Source organism: Streptomyces sp. ISL-100, from assembly GCF_018614615.1.
Taxonomy (GTDB): domain Bacteria; phylum Actinomycetota; class Actinomycetes; order Streptomycetales; family Streptomycetaceae; genus Streptomyces.
Genome location: NZ_JAGGOK010000033.1, coordinates 1 through 19,383 on the forward strand (window position 1 = coordinate 1; position 19,383 = coordinate 19,383).

Below are 19,383 nucleotides of genomic sequence, written 5' to 3' on the forward strand. Positions count from 1 at the left end.
ATGGGCGGCGGGGCGTCAGACATCGTGTGATTCTGTCCGCCGCCGCGCGCCCTGGGTACCGTCTGGAGTATGAGCCCGACGGATGGAGCACGGATGCCTCGCCGACCACTTGACCGCCGCTGGCACCTCGCCGAAAGGGGGGCGCACTGATGTTGGAAGAAGCGGAGGAAATCGGCCGCCGCGCACGCCGCGCACGGCTCCGTCTCGGCATGCCGCAGGCCGACCTCGCCGCCGCCCTGGGGAAGTCTCAGGGGTGGGTGTCCAAGATGGAGAACGGGCAGATCGAGCTCGACCGCGTCGGCCTGCTCAACTTGGTGGCCGCCGAGCTGCACGTGCACCCCAATGACCTGATCGGCCGCCCGTACAACAGCTCACCGATCGAGAACCAATGGCAGGTGGCCGCATCCTCCATCCTGCGCGAGTTGCGCCGGTACGACCTCGCCCCTGTCTTCAACGGCACTCCGCGGCCGGCTAGCCAACTCTGGGGAGAGACCACCCGCCTACACCGACTGCGCGACGCCGCGGCGAACGTAGCGATCATGAAGGTGCTTCCCGACCTGTTCCGCGAAGCCCGCGCCCTCGCCGAGGTATCGACCGGCCACGAACGCGAGGAAGCGTTCGCCATCTACGCCGTGTGCTGCAAGTTCGCACATACCTCAGCACACGCCCTCGGTCACCCCGAGTTGGTCGCCATGTCCTGCGAACGGGCCGCGTGGTCAGCTCGCCTGTCCGGCGACTCCGTCATGCCGGCCGTGGCCGACTGGATGCGCGTATGGGACATGTGGGCCACCGCGGATTGGGAGGACGCTATCGCCCTCTCGGACAAGGCCATTCACAGCGTGCAGCAGGGTTACGAGCAGGGCGAGCCGCTCGCGGTCCGCGCATGGGGATCACTGCAACTGCGCGCGGCCGTATCCGCGGCGCGAGGCAAACGTAAGGCGGAAGCCAAGGACCGCATCAAGCACGCCAAGGCCGCCGCCGGCCGCCTGGGCGAGTACACCGGCCCTCCCGTGTACGACCGGCACTCGCTCACGTTCTCGCCCGGCAACGTCCAGATTCACGCAATCAGCGTCGCACTGGAGATGGGCGAGCAGGTCGAGGCCCTCTCGATAAACCGGCGTACGTCCCCGGGGTTGATCGCGGCCCTACCCAACTCGCGGCAAGGGCATCACCACATGGACCTTGCCCGCGCGTGGCTGTGGGACGGGAACCGTGACAAGGCGTTGAAGGAGTTGGAGTCAGCCGAGCGCATCGCGCCCCAGCTCATCCGCAACCACCCCATTGCGCGGTCAACCCTGCGCAGCATCGTCTACGCCGAACGAGCAGCCACCCGAGAGAAGCTACGCCGCATGTCAGACCGCTTTCACCTCGACGGATAAGGGTGATATTCCTCCCGTTCATATTCGGCTGCTCCCTCCCTCCTAGCTTCGGGGCATGGCCGATCAGACCGCGAAGCAACTTCCCTCGCCCGCCGTCGAGTTAGGCGCAGGATCCCCGTTTCACCCGCGACTCGGCGACCTCGCCTCTGACCTCGCAAAGGCAGGGCGAATCGGCGTCGTAGTCGCCCTGCCGAGTGAAACCTCGACGTCCTACCACCTGCGCCCGCCGGGAGGTGGGCCCGAATGGTCGGCCAGGTCCGACGGAACCACCCTGCGCCCCGTACCCGTACCAATCACGCACGTCAGCCCTTCGAAGCGGGATGTGATCTACGACCACCGGGCGCAGCAGGCCGCCCTACCGGTCACCGTCCACCACGAGGACGGAGGCACCTCCGAGTCGCTGCTCATCCTCACGCCCGCGCAAGTCCAGCTCTACCTATTCCAGTTCGAGCAGCTCATCGAGCGCCGCGAAAACGCCCGGAAGGTCGAGCGGTGAGCGCGCCCGCGCTGCTGTACGCCCCGCCCGGCCCGACGCGCCCGCCCGTCCGGTCCGTCATCGCGTACCGCTGCGAAACGACCGCCCATGACCTCACCGGCGCCTGTGAGGTCATCCTCAGCACATACCGCGCGACATCCCCGCGCCTCGCCGCCCGGTGGCTGCGGAGCCAGGCCGGACACCTCGCTCAGCTGCTCTCCCCTCGCCCCGCGGCCCCCTCTTTCCGCGACGCGCCCTTGTTCACCGTCGGTCCCGACTGCCCGCGCCCCGATCTTGACCTGTTTGCGTGGGCAGAGAACGACAAGGGATTCGAGCAAGCGTTGCGCATCCTCGCCGCCGGCGCCCCGTACACCCTCGCAGTCAGCGACTACGACGCCCGATACGCGATCTGCGCGTACCCCCTGTATGTCCGCAGGGGCCTTCAGTTCCCCGCTTCCGCCGGGTGTTCCTCCCCTTCCCCGGCGGAAGTGGGGCGCCACCGCAGACGTGCCGCGCAGCACGCTGCCCGATGACTGCCGCCCCTGCGCTGCACGCGTTCCCCTTCCCCCCAGCGCGGGGGCGGTGCACCACCTGTCCGGAGTCGCACCGCCCAACAAGGGAAGTGAGTCCATGGAACAGTTCGAGCGCGCACGTCTCGATTCCTACTTCGCGCGCATCGCCCACACGTTCGCCCCGACCGAACCGCCGTCGTCCTTCCTGGTCACACACCTACTGCCCGAACGCCCCTCGTTCGTTCGGGCGATCGGCACGGCAACCAGGCTCCGCGCCGTCCTGCCCAAACCGAAGTCCATCGACGTCGCCGCCCGCCGGGAGATCGAGAAGACGACACAGTGCGACACCCTGTCGCGCGAACTGTTCGAGGACGCCGAGTCCGCCGTCGACTACATCGAGTCCCGCGCCGCCGCCGAGGCCGTCGTACTGTGCGACGTGGGCGGGTACTTCGCCCCCACGCTCGATGCTCTGTGCGACCGCTTTCCGGCCGAATCCTGGGCGTCGTCGAGGACACGGAGAACGGGCACAAGCGGTATGCCGAGCGGGACAAACTCCCCTGCCCCGTCGTCTCCGTCGCCCGATCGCCGCTGAAAGATCCCGAGGACTTCCTCGTTGGTCAGTCGGTCGTGTTCTCCACCGAGGCACTCATGCGGAGTCGAGGCGACATCCTGCACGGGCGGCCCGCGCTGGTGATCGGTTTCGGCAAGCTGGGATCCAGCATCGCCCGCCTACTGCACGCGAAGGGCGTACAGATCACCGTGCACGACGTTGACCCCGTTCGGCAGACACAAGCCCTCTCACAGGGCTTCACAGTGGCCCGCGACCGCGACGCCGCCCTGCACGGCGCCGGCCTGGTTCTGTGCGCCACCGGCGCCGTGTCCCTCCGAGGCGAGGACTTTTCCAGCCTGCGGAACGGCGCCTACGTCGCCACCGTCACGAGCAGCGAGGACGAACTCGACCTCGACGCCCTACCGGGGGTCTACCAGCGGACGCCCCAAGGGGAGCACGTCACCAGGTACGCCACGACCGGGCACTACTTCTATCTGCTCAACGGCGGCAACGCCGTCAACTTCCTGCACGGCGCGTCAGTCGGCCCGTTCATCTTCCTCGTGCAGGCCGAGATACTCGCCGGCGTCCGAATGCTCACCCGCGGCGACCTCGGACACGGTATGCACGACGTAGACGCCGCCGACCGGGCGACCATCGCCGCAACGTGGCTCAACTACTTCAACCGCTAGGAGACAGGACCCCATGCCGATCACGGCACAGCATGTGCGCGAGACCCTCGACGCCTACCTCGCCAATCACCCGGATGAAAAGACCAGCCTGTCCGTCCTCTCCGAGGTACTCGACGAGGCCGGCGACTCGATCGCCTCGCGTAAGGAGTTCCGCGGACACGTCACGGCCGGGGCCGCCCTACTTCGTCCCGACGGCCGCGTGCTCACCATCGAACACCGCGCCCTGCGTAAGTGGCTGCTGCCCGGCGGACACGTCGAGGAGAGCGACACGACCCTGCTCGACGCCGCCATGCGGGAACTTGCCGAGGAGACCGGAATCAGCCCGGACCAGGTCGAGCCCGACAGCGGCGTACCGCTCCACATCGACGCTCACCCAATCCCGGCGAACGATGCCAAGGGGGAGCAGGCACACCAGCACTTTGACTTTCGGTACCTGTTCCGCACGACGGTCGACCTGGTCGAGCTGCAAGAGGAAGAGGTCACGGCCTACTCGTGGCAGTTCGCCGACATGCTGACCGCCGAGCCTCTGCGGTCACGGGTGATGGCCGCAGGGCGGTAATTATTGCCCAAGGTCGAGCTACCTATACGGGCCGGGGCTCCGGTTGTCCGCTTCCCCGTGGCGGATGCCGGGGCCTCTCCATGCATGGGACGCCCCCGCCGGTCGGGAGTACGGCGAGGACGCCCGGTCGGGGGCAGGCTAGGCAGCGTGGTGGCGCAGCGTGTCGGCAAGGGCGGGCACAGCCTCGGTCACCTGCTCGCCAACCACCAGGGCGGACGGCATCGCGTCTCGCAACTCGCTGAGCTGCTCGGAGGAGAGCCCCAAGGCGAGGGCGGCGGCGAGCACGTAGCCGGGGCGCACCGACCGGACCCGCAGCAACGGGTCATACAAGATGACCGCCTCGCGGCCCCCTCGCACGCCGTACCGGTGGCGGATTTCGCCCGGGTCGATGCCGGCCGCGGCGAGCTCCGTCTCGACCTGCACCAGGCTGTCCCCCATGGCGGCGATGCGGTCGCGGCGGGTGTGGGCGAGGCGGGCGAGGATGCCGGCGGCATCGGCCACGGCCCGCACCGCGGCGACGAGTTCGGCCGGGTCGTCGGTCTCGACCAGGGCGCGGGCGTCGGCAGTGACCAGTTCGGCCCGCTGGTGCCGGTCCTGCTCCGCGGCGGCGTCCAGCTTGCGGCGCGCTGCGGAGATCCGCAGGTCGGCGAACTCGGCGAGCTCGCGCGCGGCAGTGAGGTCCTTCGGCTGCACGCTCTCGTCGCCGGAGCGCACCTTCTCAGCGAGGGCGGCGGCGAGCTGCTCGGCCTCACTCTTCTCAGCCTCGGCGGCGGCGAGCTGCTCGCGTGCCTGCTCGGGAGTCTGGGTCTTCACTGGGTCTCCTCGTCCTCGTCGGCGAGCTGGTCGCGCCGCTGAATGCTCATGTCGTGCGCGACGGCAGCCCGTAGCGCGGGGTCCTGTGCAGGCTGCTGGCCCTGCTCGTAGCGGCGGCTGATGGCCGCGTGTAGCTCTGTCATGGTGCGGTGGCTCCTCTGCCGTGGCGGAATTCGTCGAGGGCGGCGCGGCCGACTGCCCACGTACGTGCACCAATGCGCGTAGCGGGCAATCGGCCGGACCGGATCAACCCCCGGATGTGCCGAGGCGAACAGCCCATGACCTGTGCTGCCTCAGTTACTGACACGGTGGCACCGTCGGTGGGCTCACTTCCGGTAGCGGAAGAATCGAACGGCGCGGTAGCGGAATCGAACGAGGGGGCAGCACGGCTGGCCTCGGCCTGCTGCGCGGCGTCGTGCAGGGCGAACAGGATGCGGCGGACAGTCGGCGACGGGTGCCCGCCGTTCGCCCTTACCTGCGCGTCGAGATCGCGCACCAGGGCCCGGAGTACCTCGCTCGCGACGGCGGCCGGAATGACGACGGCTCCGTCTTCGCGCATGAGCGAGTGAGGCGGCGCGGTCGCCGCCGGGGTGGGAATCCTACGGATTTGATATCCGGTGGTGGTTGCATCGCTGCTGGTCACAAGGGGGGGTGATCACGTCGCTGTCACGGGTCCGGCTAGTCATCGGCACGCCCGGCGCGGGTGGTGGGTGCGGGGCGGAGGGTGATTCCCGCGCGGCGGGCGAGGCGGTCCAACTTCGCCTGCTCGCGCTCCATTGCTCCGCGGTGGCCGGCAGAGCTGCCCTCGGCTTGGCTCGCCTGAGCGGTGAGCCGTTCGAGCGCCTCGACGGCTTCCGCGATGATCGGCGCGAGCTTGGCAGCGGTGGCGGGGTCCTTCGCGCCCTCGCGCGCGAGGCGGGCCACGGCCCGGCGGAACCGCATGTTCACTGCGTCGAGCTGCTCGCGGCCCGGATAGCCGCGGTGGCGTCGGATGAATGGCTCGGCAGGAGTGTCAGGCAAGGGGGTGTTCCTCTCGTACATGTGCGCGCGCCTGCGCGCGGGACGGCCCGCGACCGGTCGCGGACGGGGTGGTTCGTTCCCCGTGCGAGGCCGACTCGGCCCATCGCCGGGTGCGCCGGCGCACGAATTTCCATGGCGCCGCTCCGGTTCGGTGCGGATATCCGGGGGTGAGGGTTCCGACCTGTCCCCACTGTCCCCACCTAAAGGTGTGGGGACAGTGGGGACAGTTCGTCTCGGGGTACCCCTGTCCCGACCTGTCCCGAAACTGTCCGGGACAGGTCTGACCAGGGGTTTTCCCTGCCCTGTCCCCAAACTGCGGGACAGGTGGTTTGCCCGTAATCACCTGTCCCGTCCCTGCGAGCTTTCGAGGGTGCTCGGGGACAGGTAATCCGGGGCGTTTATCCGGTTCTTCCGGTGCTTCGCCACGTCGGAAAGAAGTTCATTTCTCGCGGGGATTCCGAGGCGGGCGCACTCGGTCCGCAGGCGCTCCCGTCCGACCGCGGCGGGCACTCCGGCGGCGTCGAGTGCGGCGGCGATCTCTTCGACGCGGCTCTGATGACTGGTACGCCCCTGCGCCTGGGCGACCTGGTCGAGCTTGACCAGCACGACGGAAGTGACAGGGCTCCCGTCTTCCTTCGCCTCACCGTCGATGACGATTTGGTGCAGCCCGAACGCGATGTCGGCGAGCTCTTCGTCATCCTTCTGCTTGCCGGTCTTGAGCGTCACGACGGTGTCGGCGAGGTCGGTTCCGGTACGGGTGATGCCGAGCTCGGTCTGTAGGGCGCCCTTTACGGCGGTGGCGCCGCGGCTGCGTTCTCCGTCGTGGCCGGTGTGGTGCACGAGCAGCAGGCAGGCGCCGCAGGCTGCGCGTAGGCGTTCCATCTGGTGAACGAACTTGCCCATCTCGGTGTTGGAGTTCTCTTCGACGCCAACGGTTACGCGGGCTTGGGTATCGACGATGACGAGAGCGGGTTCGAGGCGGCGGCATACCTCGACGAGTACGAGCCATTCGGGGTCGGCTGCCTGCACGGGACGGGGGAGGAATTTGACGCCTGCCATGCGCCGGCCGTGGTGCTGCTCCCATGCCCGGACGCGCTTACGGATTCCTCGGATGCCCTCGGCCACGAGGTACAGGACGGGGCCTTGGGTGGTCTTCTGCCCGTGCCATGGGATGCCAGTGGCGACGCACGCCGCAAAGTCGAGCGTCATGAATGACTTGAAGGTCCCGGACGGGCCGTAGATCCGGGCGAGGGTGTCGCGGAACAGGACGTCGGCGATGACGGGTTCGAGTGCCTGGATGTTGTCGAGGGCGTCGGTATCGAGCAGCTCGGCGCACATGGTCGCGACGCGCTGCTCGAAGTGCTCTTCGGACGTCTGCCCGGTCTGGTCGTCCTCGGGCTGCTGCTTGGCCTTGGCTGCGTAGGCAGGCGAGAGCTGGGCGAGGATGCCGTCGATGTCGACGGGGGCGGTCACGCGGTCACGCTCCGGGGGTTGCTGGTGCCGGCGCGCAGGCCGGATGTGACGGTGGCCTGTACTTCGGCGGCGGTGAGGCCGAGGCCCTGCCCGGCGGCGAGCAGGGCCTCGACGGCGTGCCGCGGGTCGAGGCGTCCCGCCCCGGCGAGGGTGCCGAGTGAGAATGCGGCGCGGTGCAGGGTGTCGTTGCGGGTGCCCGGTTGAGCGTCGAGGACGTTCTGTAGCTCGGCGCGGAGCGCTGCTGCTCCGTAGCCGGTGGCATCGCGTACGGCTCGGGGCATGACCGGTCGGGGCAGTGCCACGGGCCGGGGTGCAGCGAGGTCGAGCAGCCATCGGGGAAGGGGGACCGGTTCGGCGTCTGCCGGTGAGGTGAGCCACGTGTACGGCTTGCCCGCGGCAGTCGACGGCGGAGCGACTACGTAGCCACCCGCGGCCCGCACGTCGACCTTCCATCCAACCTTTGAGGCGGAGTTGCGTACCTCCCGCTCGGGGGCGCGGTGGTAGATGTGCAGCCCGCCGGATCCAGTGCGGGCGATGGGGGTGGTTCCGAACGGGAAGCGGTCGCCATGCGCTTCGTAGAGGACGGCGAGCACGTCCTCGCCGCCGAGGATGCCCGGTACGGGCGTGGGGTCTCCCTTCGCGGTGTCGAGGTCGACGACGACCAGGCCGGACGGCCCGGTGGCAATGCCGACACCGAAGGGTCCGGCTTCCCAGCATCGGCGGATACGGGCGGCGTCGATGGTGGCGCGCTGCTCCCACGCCGAGACGACCGGGCGCTTGTCGTTGGGACGGAGGGGAAAGACATACAGGCCGCGCCCGGCAAGGTCGAGGACTTCCTCGACGGCTCGCCGGGCGGGCTTGGTGCTGGGCATGGTCACGCGGGCATCGCCTGCCGGGTGGCCAGTCGCTCGGTGACCTCGGCGGGGGTCCAGCCTGCTGCGAGCAGGCGGGCGCGCTCGGCGGCGAGCTGGGTCACGTCGAGGCTGTATGTCGACGGCCCGCTCGGGGCAGTGATGCAAAAGATCGGGTCACGGTGCCCGCACGGCAGGGACGGGGTACGGAGGGCGGCGCGCCACCTGGGCATGGTGCCGAGTGTCATCGGGCACCGCCAGCGCGGTGGGCCCGAACGTCGGCCGGTGTGGCGCCCTGAGCCTGGGCAACGGTCCACCAGACGGCGGCATCGGCGGCGGCACGATCCGCAGCAGCGCGGTCGCCCTGCTGGGTGGCCGTGTCGATGGCATCAAGCGCCTGGGCGGCACGGTCGATAGCAGTGCGTGCAATCATGGGCTTACGCCCTTCCTGTGAGGCGTTTGCCCGGGATTTCGCTGTGGAGGCGGCCCGGGCTTCGCTGTGTCTGGGAGTGGTACAGGCGGTCGGCGGGGCGGGAACCCTGCTGGCCGCCGCTTTCATGTGGTCGGCGTGGTGGCTAGCTGCTCTACGCCGAGCAACGCGAGCAGGTCGGCGCGGCGGGCACGGTACTGCGCGCCGAGGCGCAGCAGTGGCACGGGGAACTCACCGCGGCGGGCGAGGTCGTAGGCGGTTGTCCGCGAGATTCCGCAAGCGCGGCCGGCGGTGACCAGGTCCACGGCGGCGGGCAACGCGAGAACTTCCTCAGTCGTGAGTGCGCGAGTGCGGCTCATGCGGCGCGCTCCCTTTGCGCGTCAAGGCTGAGCAGATCCGCCCACCGGAGTGCCACATCGGAGCGCGGTACCGCTCGGCCGGTCTCCCAGCGGGAAACGGTCGAGGGACGGACGCCCAGCGTGGCGGCCATTTCTCGCAAGCTGATTCGGTGGGCGATGCGGACGGCGCGTGCTTCGCCGACTGCGGCAAGGCGACGCACCGTACTGACTCGGTGAAGGTCATCGGGCGACATGCCGAAAGTAGAACACTCACCTTGACTGTTGCGCAACCGATTCGTGACCCGTTGCGCAACGAGTTGCGTTGCCGTTGCGTAATCGTCTCGGTTCGGGCAGCATGGGGCCATGCCCGTCGACGTGAACGTAAGCGAGCCCTGGGAATCTGGTGACCCCCGGGCGGTCCTTGTGAGCGCCCAGCTCATCGACTCGGAACACCCCGAGCTCGCCGCTGAATTTGAGTACCTGTGCATCTCCGCCGAGGGGCAACTGTTCCCGCGCGCGGTACGTGTCGGGCCAGCGCCCGAACTGCCCCTCGGGCGGACCATCCCTGTCACCGCCGGCATGCTCCGCGACCTGCCGTTGGCACGCTGGGAGAGCGCCGCCCGTAGCCACACTCAGGCATCGCTACAGGCATGGGAACAGAACGGCTTGGTCGACGGCCTCGGCCGCCTCACGCTGAGGGCACTGCGGGACTTGAAGCCTGAGCAACTGGTCGAGGTCATCGAACCGGGCCTACGGGAGTCGACCAGGAAGGCGGATGTGCGGCGGTACTACAGCCTCTTGCACCAGTGCAGCGTGGCCATCGAGTACACGAAGCTGCGCATGGAGGGGGTCAAAGACCCCGCCGCCCGAATGGCGCGCAATCACGACGTACAGCCAGCGACGGTTCGATCGTGGCTACACAGGGCCCGCAAGTCGGGGATCCTGCCGAGCAACCAGGGGGACGCAGAGTGAAAGGCTCGACATACAAGCGGTGCAAGTGCCCCGCCACCTACGACGCCAAGGGCAACCGCCGGAATTGCCGCAAGGATCACGGCACCTGGTACTACGTCGCCGACGTCGGATTCGGCCCGGACGGGAAGCGCAAGCAGGCCCGCAAGGGCGGCTTCCGCACCTCGGACGACGCCGAGAAAGCCCTCGCCGAGCTGCTCGGCCGCGTCAACGCAGGCAGCTACACCCACGACGAGGGGCAGACTGTCGCCGCATGGCTCGGTACGTGGCTGGAGTTGAAGCAGCGGGCCGGCCTGCGGCCCTCGACTGTCCGTGCCTACCGAAGCCACATCGACGAGTACCTCGTCCCGCACCTCGGCCGCCTACGTCTGCGGGACGTGCGGCCGTCACACGTCGACCAGCTGCTCGCCTCTCTCGGCAACGGGAAGCGGAAGGCCGCCACGGTTCGCCGGATTCACGCGACGCTGCGCAGCGCCCTTTCAACGGCCGTACGCCGCCGCATGATCACGTTCAACGCAGCTAAGGATGTTGACCTTCCGGCCTCGCAGCGCCCCAACGTGAAGCCGTGGGAGCCTGCCGAGCTGGGCCAGTTCCTCGATGCGATCGGTATCCATCGCCTCGGCGCCATGTTCGAAGTCGTCGCCGGTACCGGCCTCCGCCGCGGTGAGGCCGTGGGCCTGCGCTGGGACGACATCGACCTCGCCAGCCGCGTCATCGTGGTGCGGCAGCAGATCGTCCAGGAATCCGGACGGAAGAAGAACAAGCAGGAGCCTGCCCCGTGCCCGTACTGCGATGCCGGACACCTCGGCGTCTCGTTCGGCAAGCCCAAGACAGCGTCCGGTGAGGACCGCGTCATAGACCTCGACGAGGTCACGGTGGGCGCGCTTATCGCTCACAAGCTGCGGCAGGACGAGGAGCGTAAGACGTGGGGCGAGGCGTACGCCGACCACGGACTCGCCTTCGCCCGCGAGGACGGCAAGCCGCTGCGGCCCGACGACGTCACGAAACTGTTCGGCGCCCTGGTCGACGAGGCCGGCTTGCGCCGCATCCGGCTGCACGACCTGCGCCACGGACAGGCGTCTCTCATGCTCGCCGCCGGCATCGACATGGCGATCGTGTCGAAGAGGCTCGGCCACTCGACCATCACGATTACGTCGGACACGTACTCGCATCTGCTCGGCGGCGTCGGACGGGATGCCGCGGACCGCGCCTCGGCCCTGGTCCCTCGCGCGCGCCGCACCGCGCCGAAAGCACCGACCGACGGCGATCGTGACCACTTGGTGACCACCTCGGCTACGGATTCGCCCGCCGAGCAGGTCCCGGAAACGACGGAACCCCCGTTGACGCAGGTCAACGAGGGTTCCGACCCCGAAGGGTTCGGTAGGCCGTGTGGGACTCGAACCCACAACCAACGGATTAAAAGTCCGCTGCTCTGCCAATTGAGCTAACGGCCCTCGACAGATCACCCCCGAGCATAGCCGCAGCGAGCCCGGCAGCCGATCGGGTATCGGTTACCGGGCCCGTCGAAGCCGGCCAGGAGCCGGCCAAGAGCCTAGAACAAGCCCTTGTAGCCCTGCCAGCCGGTGGCGATCTGCGTGCGCCCGCCGAAGGAGCCGCGGCCGTTGCCGTCATTGCGGAACAGGTTTCCGGCGGAGTCGCGCACGACGATGTCCGCCTTGCCGTCACCGGTGATGTCACCGATGCCGACGACGGCGTTGTACGAGCGGCCCCAGTCCTTGAAGACCTGCGCCCGGGCCTTGAACGTGCCGTTGCCCGTACCGTCGTAGCGCCACAGGCCGCCCGACCTGTCGTGCCCGAGCAGATCCGCCTTGCCGTCGCCCGTGATGTCGCCGACGCCGGTGATCCGCCCGTACGTCTTCCAGTTCGTGCCGATCCTCACCTTGGCCGCGAGCTTCCCGCCCGTCGCGCCGGCGAAGAAGTACATGTCGCCGGTGGACGCCTGACGTGCCACCAGGTCCGTACGGCCGTCACCGTTCATGTCGCCGGGGGCCGTCAGCACGTCGTACTGCCCCCAGCCGGTCCCGACCGAGGTGTACGCCGTCGACGGCGTCAGCGGCTTCCCGCATCCGGGCTTGTACGCGCGCAGTTCACCGGAGGGCTGCCGCACCAGGACGTCGTTGCACCGGTCGCCGTTCACGTCGCCGAACGGCACGGCGTACGCCGACGTCGACCAGCCACTGCCCGACGTCTTGCCGGAGAACGTCCCGGCTCCGGTCCCATGCTGGAAGGTGAAACTGCCCGACGAATTCAGCGTCAGCAGATCCCCGACGGCGTCGCCCGCGACGAAGTCGTGGCGCACAGGTGCCGCTCCCCGCAGCTTGACGGTCCCGGTCCGCTGCAACGCGGCGCCGTTTCCGTCCGCGGGCAGGACGGACAGCGTCCAGCCGTACGTACCGTTCGGGAAGGCGGCATCGCCCTGCGCGCCGGGCACCATGCCGTGCCAGTGTGCGGTGAGCTGCTCACGCGCGGCGCCGCCGCGGACCGTGTCGACGACCTTGCCCGTGCCCTTGTCGCGCAGCGTCAGTGTCCATGACGCGGCCGGCTTGGACAGCGGTGTGGTGGTGACGTCGCCGGGCACGGCGTCGAAAGTGCGCGCGGTGACCTGAGTGCTGTTGGCCGGGGCCCCGGCCGTGGTCATGCGCTGCCCGAGGACGCCGGAGGGGACCAGGTGCACCCGCTGCTCGCCGTCCACGTACGCGGCGTTCCCGCCGAAGCGGTCCACCGTCCACCGCACGTGCCGCTGCGAGACCGTCGTGCCGGGCAGCTCGCCGACGGTACGGCTCCGGGCCTCCCCGGTGTCCACGGCCGTCAGCACGAGCTTCCCGGCGGCCTTGTCGTGCGTGACCACCCAACCGTCGCCGAGCAGCGCCTCGCCCGAAGGCACGGGCACAGACTTCTTCGCCGTACGGTCGTACACCCCGGCGGGGCCGCCCGAGGGACAGCTCCAGTACACCCAGCGCCCGACCGCCTGAAGCTCGTCCGGAACGCATCCGGCGCCCGTGGCGGCCGCTTCGCTGGTCTTCTGAGTCGCGATGTCCAGGGCGGTGACGGTGCCCTTCTCCGCACCGGAGGTCCACAGTCGCCCCGCCCAGACGGAAGCGGCCCCTGGGGCACGCTGGACGACGGCCTTGCCGTCGGACAGGCGGTAGACGGTCTGCTTCTTGGCGGCCGAGGACGTGTGGATCAAGTGGTCGCGGGTGACGGAGGTGATCTCCCCGCCCTCCGGAACGGCGAGCGTGATGTGGTCGTCGTCTCTCGGCCCGTCGACACGTACGAGGTCGCGTTCGGCGTTGTCCCGCTCCAGCCGTGCGAACCGCCCGTCGCCCATGCCGTGCAGCACGCCGCACGCCGCGTCGCCGTCCGCGCACGGGGGCACGTCATAGCCGTAGTCGGTGAGCCGGGCGCGCTCTCCGTAGGTGGGTGTGCCGGTGGCGCTGAGCGTGCGGCCGTAGTCCCCTTTCACACCTGTGCTGTTGTCGATGAGGCCAAGGCGTCCCTGGGCGAGCGACAGCCCTTCCACGGTGGCGGGCACGGCCGGCAGCTTCTTGACCAGCGCCACCTGCGGCCTGCCGTCCGGACCGGCGGTTACGCGACGGATACCCCAGTCGTCGGCCTTGTACCCGCCGACGGTCACCGCCGTCCCGTCCGGTCCCGTCAGCACGCGCCTGTTGGTCCTCCGCAGGAGCGTGATCGACGGGCCGCCGTCGAGCGGCACCGCCTCCAGCGCCAGGGACGTGGTGGACGCGTAGACGAGCCACTCCCCGACAACCGCCCAGCCGGTCGTAGGGCTGGACGGCGCTGTCCCCAGCTTCAGCACCGTCGGGGTGGCCGAGAGGTCGTCACGGGGAACGGACAACACGGTGAGCTCGGTCGCGTTGTAGAGAGTGAGGCGGCCGGGCGTCAGTTTGGGGTTCCAAAACCCTGCTCCCAGCGGCGGGGTGACCCCGCTCACGACACCCGTCGACTTGTCGACGAGGATCAGCCGCTGCGTGCCGCCGACCTCCGCCCTCAAGACGATGGAGGTGTCGTCACCTGTGGCGTGCGACCGAAGCACTGTGCCCTCGGGCAGTCCAGTGACGCGCACATCACGGGTCGCACCCTCGGTGCTCAGCGAAAGCAGATGCAGCGAGGTCGTGCTCGTACCGTCGCTGTTCACGACTGTCTCGGCGGTCAGGGCGGTCGAGCCATACGTTGCGCGGTGCCTCTGGCCCTCGGGGACAGTGATCGTACGGACCGAACCGTCTGCCGCGTCCCGAAGCTCGACGTCGCCGTTCTCCTTACTGAAGGCCAGTACGTCACTTCCAGTGGCAGAGCCAGGAACGCCGTTCTCGTAGGTGCCGACCGGGAACGTCTCGCCGTCCGCGAAACGTGTCCACAGCCTGCCGCTCTGGCCCTCCTCGGTGTGGAACACACCTTGCCGGCCGGCGCCGTCAGCGCCACCGATCACGGGCCCCTGCAGAGTCGCGTCCCGCACTGTGTCGCGAAACGCCGCTGGAATCACGACCTCTTGAACCCCTTGGGCCCCGCCGTCCGCCACGGCTGCTTGCAGCGGTACGAGACCTGCGGTGAGCCCGATTCCTACAGCGGCCGCGATCGTGCCGCATACGGAATGACGTGTCACTCGGTTCCCTCCCCGGGAGCCTGAAGAAGGCATGAGGAAGCGACGGCGGCTGTGCGCGCGCCGTCGGCGAATCGAATCGAGCCACGCCCCCCGGCAGTGCTCCCCATGCAAGTGGGCGGAGCGTAACAGCAGTTACGTATGCGAGGGAAGGGAAAAGAAAAGCGGGCCCGTTCGTGAAGAACGGGCCCGCTTTCGCAGGTCAGCGGATTACTCCGCCGAGCTGATCAGCTATCAGCTGCGCTTCCAGCGCGGCTTGTCGTCGCGGCGGCCGAAGGAGCCGGTCGCCGTGCCGGTGCCGGTGCTGCCGGCGCCGCGGTGGTCGTCACGACGGCCCTGCGGGCGGTCGTGGCCGCCGGTGCGGAAGCCGCCGCCGGCCGGACGGTCGTCACGACGGTCGCGGTTGAACGGACGGTCGGCGCTGCCGGAACGGAAGCCGCCACCGGTGGCCGGACGGTCGTCACGGCGCTGGAAGCCGCCACGCTCGCCGCCACCGCGGTTGTCGTCACGACGGTCGTTGTCGCGGCGGAAGCCACCGCCACGGTTGTCGTCACGGCGCTCGAAGGGACGGCCACCACGGTCGCCACCACCGGCCGGACGGTCGTCGCGGCGCTGGAAGCCACCGCGCTCGCCGCCACCACGGTTGTCGTCGCGGCGGAAGCCGCCACCACGGTTGTCGTCACGACGCTCGAACGGACGGCCACCACGGTCGCCACCACCGGCCGGACGATCGTCGCGGCGCTGGAACCCGCCACGCTCGCCGCCACCACGGTTGTCGTCGCGGCGGAAGCCGCCACGGTCACCACCGCGGTCGCCGCCGCGGAAGCCGCCACGGTCACCGCCACGGTCGCCGCCACGGTCGCCACCGCGGTCGTCACGGCGCTGGAAGTTGCCGCGGTCGTCGCGACGCTCCGGCGCCGGGGCCGGAACAGCGGCAGCAGCCTCAGCGGCAGCAAGCTCGGCCTCGGCGGCCTTCGCCACCTCCGCCACAGCCTCGTCCGGGTCCTCGCCGCGCTCGCGCGCCGCGCGGGCGACCAGACGGGTCGCCTCCTCGCGGAGCTCGGTCGCACGGCGCTGGATGCGCTCCAGCTCGCGGGTGAGCTCCTTGGCCTCGCGCTCCGCCTGCTTGGCGGCGTTGTTCGCGGAATCGGCCTGGACCTCGGTCAGCGAACGGGCGCCGGTGATCTCGGCGACCTCCGGCTCGAACGCGCCCGCTCCACCGACGATGTGGCGCGAGGCGTCGACGCCCGCGTCCTCCATCAGGCGGAAGATCTGGCGGCGCTGGTGCGGCAGCGACAGGGAGACGACGACACCGGACTTGCCGGCACGGGCGGTACGGCCCGAGCGGTGCAGGTAGTCCTTGTGGTCACCGGCCGGGTCCACGTTGAGCACCAGGTCGATGCCGTCGACGTGGATACCGCGAGCGGCGACGTCGGTGGCGACGAGGGCGTTGACGTAGCCCTTCTTGAAGTCTTCGAGGACGCGCGTACGAGCGCCCTGCGTCATGCCGCCGTGCAGTGCGTCGGCCTTGACGCCCGAGTCCTGGAGCTGCTCGGCGATACGGTCCGCGCCCAGCTGGGTGCGTACGAAGATGATCGTGCGGCCCTTGCGGGCGGCGATCGCGGCCGTGACCGGCGCCTTGTCCTTCGGCTTCACGACGAGGACGTGGTGGGTCATGGTCGAGACGTTGCCCTGCGCGCTGTCGACCTCGTGTGTGACGGGGTTCGTCAGGTAGCGCTTGACCAGCGTGCTGATCTCGTTCTCCATGGTCGCGGAGAAGAGCATGCGCTGGCCGCCGCCGGGGATCTGGTCGAGCAGCTCGGTGACCTCGGGCAGGAAGCCCAGGTCGGACATCTGGTCGGCCTCGTCAAGGACGGCGACCTGGACGTTCGCCAGTGAGCAGGCGCCGCGGTTGATGATGTCGCGCAGACGGCCCGGGGTGGCGACGAGGACGTCGACGCCGCGCTCCAGGGCGTAGATCTGGTTGCTCATGGACGTACCGCCGCAGACGACCTTCATCTTCAGGCCGAGTACGTCGCCGTACGGCTGAAGCGCGTCCGCGACCTGCATCGCGAGCTCACGCGTCGGGGTCAGGATGATCGCGCGGGGCTTCTTCTTCTCGGTGTGACCGCCGGCCAGCGTGGCCAGGGTCGGCAGACCGAAGGAGAGCGTCTTGCCGGAGCCGGTGCGGCCACGGCCGAGGATGTCCTTGCCGGCCAGGGCGTCCGGGATGGTCGCGGCCTGGATCGGGAAGGGGGCGGTGACGCCGTTCTGCGCGAGCTTGCGGACGATGCCGTCCGGGAGGCCCAGGGAGGCGAAGGTCACAGTGGGCTCGGTGTCGACGTCGGCGTTGGCGTCGTCGGCATCGGCCTCGACCGTGTCATCGAGCTCAGCGATGTCGCCGGCTTCGGCGATCTCAGCGATCTCGGTGATCTCGGCGGCGATCTCGGTGGTGCTCTCCGCGGCCTCGATGACCTCGACGGCGGTCTCTACGACCGTCTCGTTCTCGGGCATGGCGGTGCGGTCAGTGCTGGAAATGGACATACGAAATGCGAAACCTCTCGGAGTCTCGGCACGCGCCCAAACTCCGTGAAATCGCAAATCAATCGCAAATTCGACCGCCTCAGTGCGGTCAGGTCACGGTAAGGGAGAGTACGCGCCACGGGGCGCTCCAGGTCCTCGTTCTTTACGAGAACTCAACGGCGCCGGGCAATGGGATCAAACGATCTATAACCATACGCACCCTCCCCCCCTTATGGCAAACCGAGCCCACCTAAGCGGGTCCCACCTGCGGTGATGCCGCCGGCTCCCGCCGCATTTCGCGCCGCGTACCCATCGCCGCCGTCTGCGTGTCCGCCGCCGGTGACGCCGAGGGCGGCGGAGTGCTCGGCCCCGGCTCGGACGGCTCCGGAGGCGGCGGCTCCGTGGCCGGCGGCGGCTCGGGCGGCTCCGGCGGCCGGGTCGGCTCCGGCGGCTCTTGCGTCGGCGCCGACACCCCGGGGCGCGGCTTCGGCGGGGTACCGCCGTGCCGGGGCGGGACCTCGGCGCTCTTCGAGGGCGCGGCCGAGGCACCCGGCGACGCGCCGGGGCTCGCCGACGGGTCGCCCCCGGCCTTGCCTTTGTCAGCCTTGTCACCGCCGTCGTGGCCGCCCGATGCCCCGCGTCCGCCCGTACGTCCGATTCCTCCCCCGCGCTGCGCCGTCCCGCCGTCGGGCTCCGCCGCCGCTGCCCCCTGCCGGGCGGCCGCCGAACGGGACGGGGCCGGCTTGCCCTCCTCGTCGTCGCTCACGCTCATGCAGCCCGCGGACGCCGCGACCGCGAGTACGGCAACGGCCAATCTGGCAGGGGCCAATCGGACATGACGGGGCAACTGGCGCACGGGGCGCACCTCCGGGGCACGGCGGGCGGGGATTTCACTGCCCAACTCCCTTTGGCCCACAAGGGACACGCCACAACGCCGGCCGGCGCCGCTACCCCGCCGCCCCCCGCGCGAGTTCGAACCCCAGAAAGACCGCGCCGAGCCCCACCAGAAACGAAGCCCCCACATTGGCCACAGCAAGAAACTTCCAGCCCCGCTCCGCCAGCCGCAGCGTCTCGTAGCTGAAGGTCGAGTACGTCGAAAGGGCCCCGCACAGCCCGGTCCCGAGCAGCGCGTACGTCCCCGAGGACACCAGCGCCCCCGTCAGCACCCCCAGCACCAGGCTCGCCCCCGCGTTCACGACGAACGTCCCCCACGGGAACACCGAATCGTGCCGCGCCTGCACCGCACGGTCTGTCAGATACCGCAGCGGCGCCCCGACCGCCGCCCCCACCGCCACCAGCAGCCAGGTCATTCCGGGGCCCCCGCCCGCGCCACGGCGGCCCGCGTCAGCGCCACGCCCAGCCACACCGCGCCCATCGCCCCCGCGAACGTCCCGGCGGCGTACGCCATCGCGGCGAGCCCGTCCCCCCGCTCCAGCAGCCGCGCCACATCCACGGCGTACGTCGAGAAGGTCGTGAAGCCGCCCAGCACGCCGACCCCGAGGAACGGCCGCACCAGCGCATGACCGAGCCCCCGCTCGCTCACCAGCACCATCAGGACGCCGATCAGGGCGCACCCCACCACATTGACGCCGAAGATCGTCCAGACGCTCCCGGGCCACAGAACCGTCGCCCCGTACCTGGCCAGCGCCCCCAGCACACCGCCCGCCGAGATCGCCGCGAGCACCCGCCACTTGCCGCGCCCGGCGGTCTCGGCACGCTGGGCGGCCACATGGAGATCGACATCCGGATCGATCACACCACCGGAACCACCACCAGAACCCGCCGCGTCACTCACCCGTACCCCAGCGCGTGCAGCCTCTCGTCGTCGATCCCGAAGTGGTGCGCCACCTCGTGGACCACCGTGATCTCCGTCTCCGCGACGACGTCCTCCCGGGACTCGCACATCCGCAGCGTCGGCCCCCGGTAGATCGTGATCCGGTCCGGCAGCACGCCCGCGTACCACTCGCCACGGTCCGTCAGCGGGGTCCCCTCGTACAGGCCCAGCAGATCGGGACCGTGGTCGGGATCGTCCGTAGCCGGCTCGTCCTCCACGAACACCGCGACGTTGTCCATCAGTCGCGTCAGCTCCGGCGGGATCCTGTCCAGCGCCTCGGCGACCAGTTCCTCGAACTCCTCACGCGTCATCTCCAGCACCCGGCCATT

20 protein-coding genes, 1 tRNA gene and 2 pseudogenes are annotated in these 19,383 nt (G+C 69.7%); 7 read left to right on the forward strand and 16 right to left on the reverse strand.

Features of this window, described 5'->3' with window-relative positions; all coding sequences use genetic code 11:
- The first annotated feature begins 149 nt into the window (after positions 1-149).
- The 5 genes and pseudogenes from J7E89_RS14850 (at position 150) to J7E89_RS14870 (ending at position 4,164) form a co-directional block, all read left to right on the forward strand.
- Entirely contained in the window at positions 150-1,379 is a 1,230-nt protein-coding gene (locus J7E89_RS14850; protein WP_214973693.1) for a helix-turn-helix domain-containing protein, read from the forward strand.
- A 55-nt stretch (positions 1,380-1,434) separates the two neighbouring features.
- Positions 1,435-1,875, forward strand: coding sequence for a hypothetical protein (locus J7E89_RS14855; RefSeq protein WP_214973696.1), 441 nt, complete (start codon positions 1,435-1,437; stop codon positions 1,873-1,875).
- On the forward strand, positions 1,872-2,387 hold the full coding sequence (locus tag J7E89_RS14860; RefSeq protein ID WP_214973697.1) for a hypothetical protein: 516 nt from the start codon (positions 1,872-1,874) through the stop codon (positions 2,385-2,387). The genes J7E89_RS14855 and J7E89_RS14860 overlap by 4 nt, the downstream gene beginning before the upstream one ends.
- A gap of 97 nt (positions 2,388-2,484) precedes the next feature.
- A pseudogene (locus tag J7E89_RS14865) lies at positions 2,485-3,605 on the forward strand (adenosylhomocysteinase).
- Between the two features lie 13 nt (positions 3,606-3,618).
- Positions 3,619-4,164 carry an NUDIX hydrolase gene (locus J7E89_RS14870; RefSeq protein WP_214973700.1) on the forward strand — a complete coding sequence of 182 codons (546 nt, stop codon included), beginning with the start codon at positions 3,619-3,621 and terminating at the stop codon, positions 4,162-4,164.
- Positions 4,165-4,302: 138 nt separating this feature from the next.
- On the opposite strand, the gene J7E89_RS14875 is transcribed toward J7E89_RS14870, so the two are convergent.
- From J7E89_RS14875 to J7E89_RS42380, 9 genes are all read right to left on the reverse strand, one after another.
- Positions 4,303-4,977, reverse strand: coding sequence for a hypothetical protein (locus J7E89_RS14875; RefSeq protein ID WP_214973701.1), 675 nt, complete (start codon positions 4,975-4,977; stop codon positions 4,303-4,305).
- A complete protein-coding gene (locus tag J7E89_RS14880) occupies positions 4,974-5,120 on the reverse strand; it encodes a hypothetical protein (RefSeq protein WP_214973704.1) in 147 nt (48 codons plus the stop codon). Before J7E89_RS14880 ends, J7E89_RS14875 begins: the two co-directional genes overlap by 4 nt.
- Positions 5,117-5,536 carry a helix-turn-helix domain-containing protein gene (locus tag J7E89_RS42375; protein ID WP_214973706.1) on the reverse strand — a complete coding sequence of 140 codons (420 nt, stop codon included), beginning with the start codon at positions 5,534-5,536 and terminating at the stop codon, positions 5,117-5,119. Before J7E89_RS42375 ends, J7E89_RS14880 begins: the two co-directional genes overlap by 4 nt.
- A 119-nt stretch (positions 5,537-5,655) precedes the next feature.
- Positions 5,656-5,997, reverse strand: coding sequence for a hypothetical protein (locus tag J7E89_RS14890; RefSeq protein ID WP_214973708.1), 342 nt, complete (start codon positions 5,995-5,997; stop codon positions 5,656-5,658).
- Between the two features lie 339 nt (positions 5,998-6,336).
- Positions 6,337-7,470: an AAA family ATPase gene (locus tag J7E89_RS14895; RefSeq protein WP_214973710.1), complete on the reverse strand. Its 1,134-nt coding sequence runs from the start codon at positions 7,468-7,470 to the stop codon at positions 6,337-6,339.
- Entirely contained in the window at positions 7,467-8,342 is an 876-nt protein-coding gene (locus J7E89_RS14900; RefSeq protein WP_251060569.1) for a bifunctional DNA primase/polymerase, read from the reverse strand. Before J7E89_RS14900 ends, J7E89_RS14895 begins: the two co-directional genes overlap by 4 nt.
- A 223-nt stretch (positions 8,343-8,565) precedes the next feature.
- On the reverse strand, positions 8,566-8,754 hold the full coding sequence (locus tag J7E89_RS14905; RefSeq protein WP_214973714.1) for a hypothetical protein: 189 nt from the start codon (positions 8,752-8,754) through the stop codon (positions 8,566-8,568).
- A 122-nt stretch (positions 8,755-8,876) separates the two neighbouring features.
- On the reverse strand, positions 8,877-9,110 hold the full coding sequence (locus J7E89_RS14910) for an AlpA family transcriptional regulator (protein WP_214973715.1): 234 nt from the start codon (positions 9,108-9,110) through the stop codon (positions 8,877-8,879).
- Positions 9,107-9,529 carry a helix-turn-helix domain-containing protein gene (locus J7E89_RS42380; RefSeq protein WP_374196821.1) on the reverse strand — a complete coding sequence of 141 codons (423 nt, stop codon included), beginning with the start codon at positions 9,527-9,529 and terminating at the stop codon, positions 9,107-9,109. Before J7E89_RS42380 ends, J7E89_RS14910 begins: the two co-directional genes overlap by 4 nt.
- Between J7E89_RS42380 and J7E89_RS40875 the strand changes: the two genes are divergently transcribed.
- Positions 9,453-10,061 carry a hypothetical protein gene (locus tag J7E89_RS40875; RefSeq protein ID WP_251060564.1) on the forward strand — a complete coding sequence of 203 codons (609 nt, stop codon included), beginning with the start codon at positions 9,453-9,455 and terminating at the stop codon, positions 10,059-10,061. The two genes, J7E89_RS42380 and J7E89_RS40875, sit on opposite strands and share 77 nt — an antisense overlap.
- A pseudogene (locus tag J7E89_RS42385) lies at positions 10,058-11,173 on the forward strand (tyrosine-type recombinase/integrase); the annotation flags it as partial. The gene J7E89_RS40875 and the pseudogene J7E89_RS42385, both read left to right, overlap by 4 nt.
- Before the next feature lie 266 nt (positions 11,174-11,439).
- Here the strand turns inward: J7E89_RS42385 and J7E89_RS14935 are convergent.
- The 7 genes from J7E89_RS14935 to J7E89_RS14965 form a co-directional block, all read right to left on the reverse strand.
- A tRNA-Lys gene (locus tag J7E89_RS14935) sits at positions 11,440-11,512 on the reverse strand.
- Positions 11,513-11,610: 98 nt separating this feature from the next.
- Positions 11,611-14,700 (reverse strand): VCBS repeat-containing protein, encoded by a 3,090-nt coding sequence (locus J7E89_RS42055; RefSeq protein ID WP_308315482.1) that lies wholly within the window; start codon positions 14,698-14,700, stop codon positions 11,611-11,613.
- A gap of 231 nt (positions 14,701-14,931) precedes the next feature.
- Complete coding sequence (locus J7E89_RS14945) at positions 14,932-17,241, reverse strand: DEAD/DEAH box helicase (RefSeq protein ID WP_214973718.1); 2,310 nt, start codon at positions 17,239-17,241, stop codon at positions 14,932-14,934.
- Between the two features lie 229 nt (positions 17,242-17,470).
- On the reverse strand, positions 17,471-17,992 hold the full coding sequence (locus J7E89_RS14950) for a hypothetical protein (protein ID WP_251060566.1): 522 nt from the start codon (positions 17,990-17,992) through the stop codon (positions 17,471-17,473).
- A 175-nt stretch (positions 17,993-18,167) separates the two neighbouring features.
- Positions 18,168-18,530 (reverse strand): CrcB family protein, encoded by a 363-nt coding sequence (locus tag J7E89_RS14955; RefSeq protein WP_214973721.1) that lies wholly within the window; start codon positions 18,528-18,530, stop codon positions 18,168-18,170.
- The gene (locus J7E89_RS14960; RefSeq protein WP_308315485.1) at positions 18,527-18,973 is read right to left on the reverse strand and encodes a CrcB family protein; all 447 of its coding nucleotides are present in this window, start codon (positions 18,971-18,973) and stop codon (positions 18,527-18,529) included. Before J7E89_RS14960 ends, J7E89_RS14955 begins: the two co-directional genes overlap by 4 nt.
- 38 nt (positions 18,974-19,011) lie before the next feature.
- Positions 19,012-19,374 carry a metallopeptidase family protein gene (locus J7E89_RS14965; protein WP_028815096.1) on the reverse strand — a complete coding sequence of 121 codons (363 nt, stop codon included), beginning with the start codon at positions 19,372-19,374 and terminating at the stop codon, positions 19,012-19,014.
- Positions 19,375-19,383: the final 9 nt, after the last annotated feature.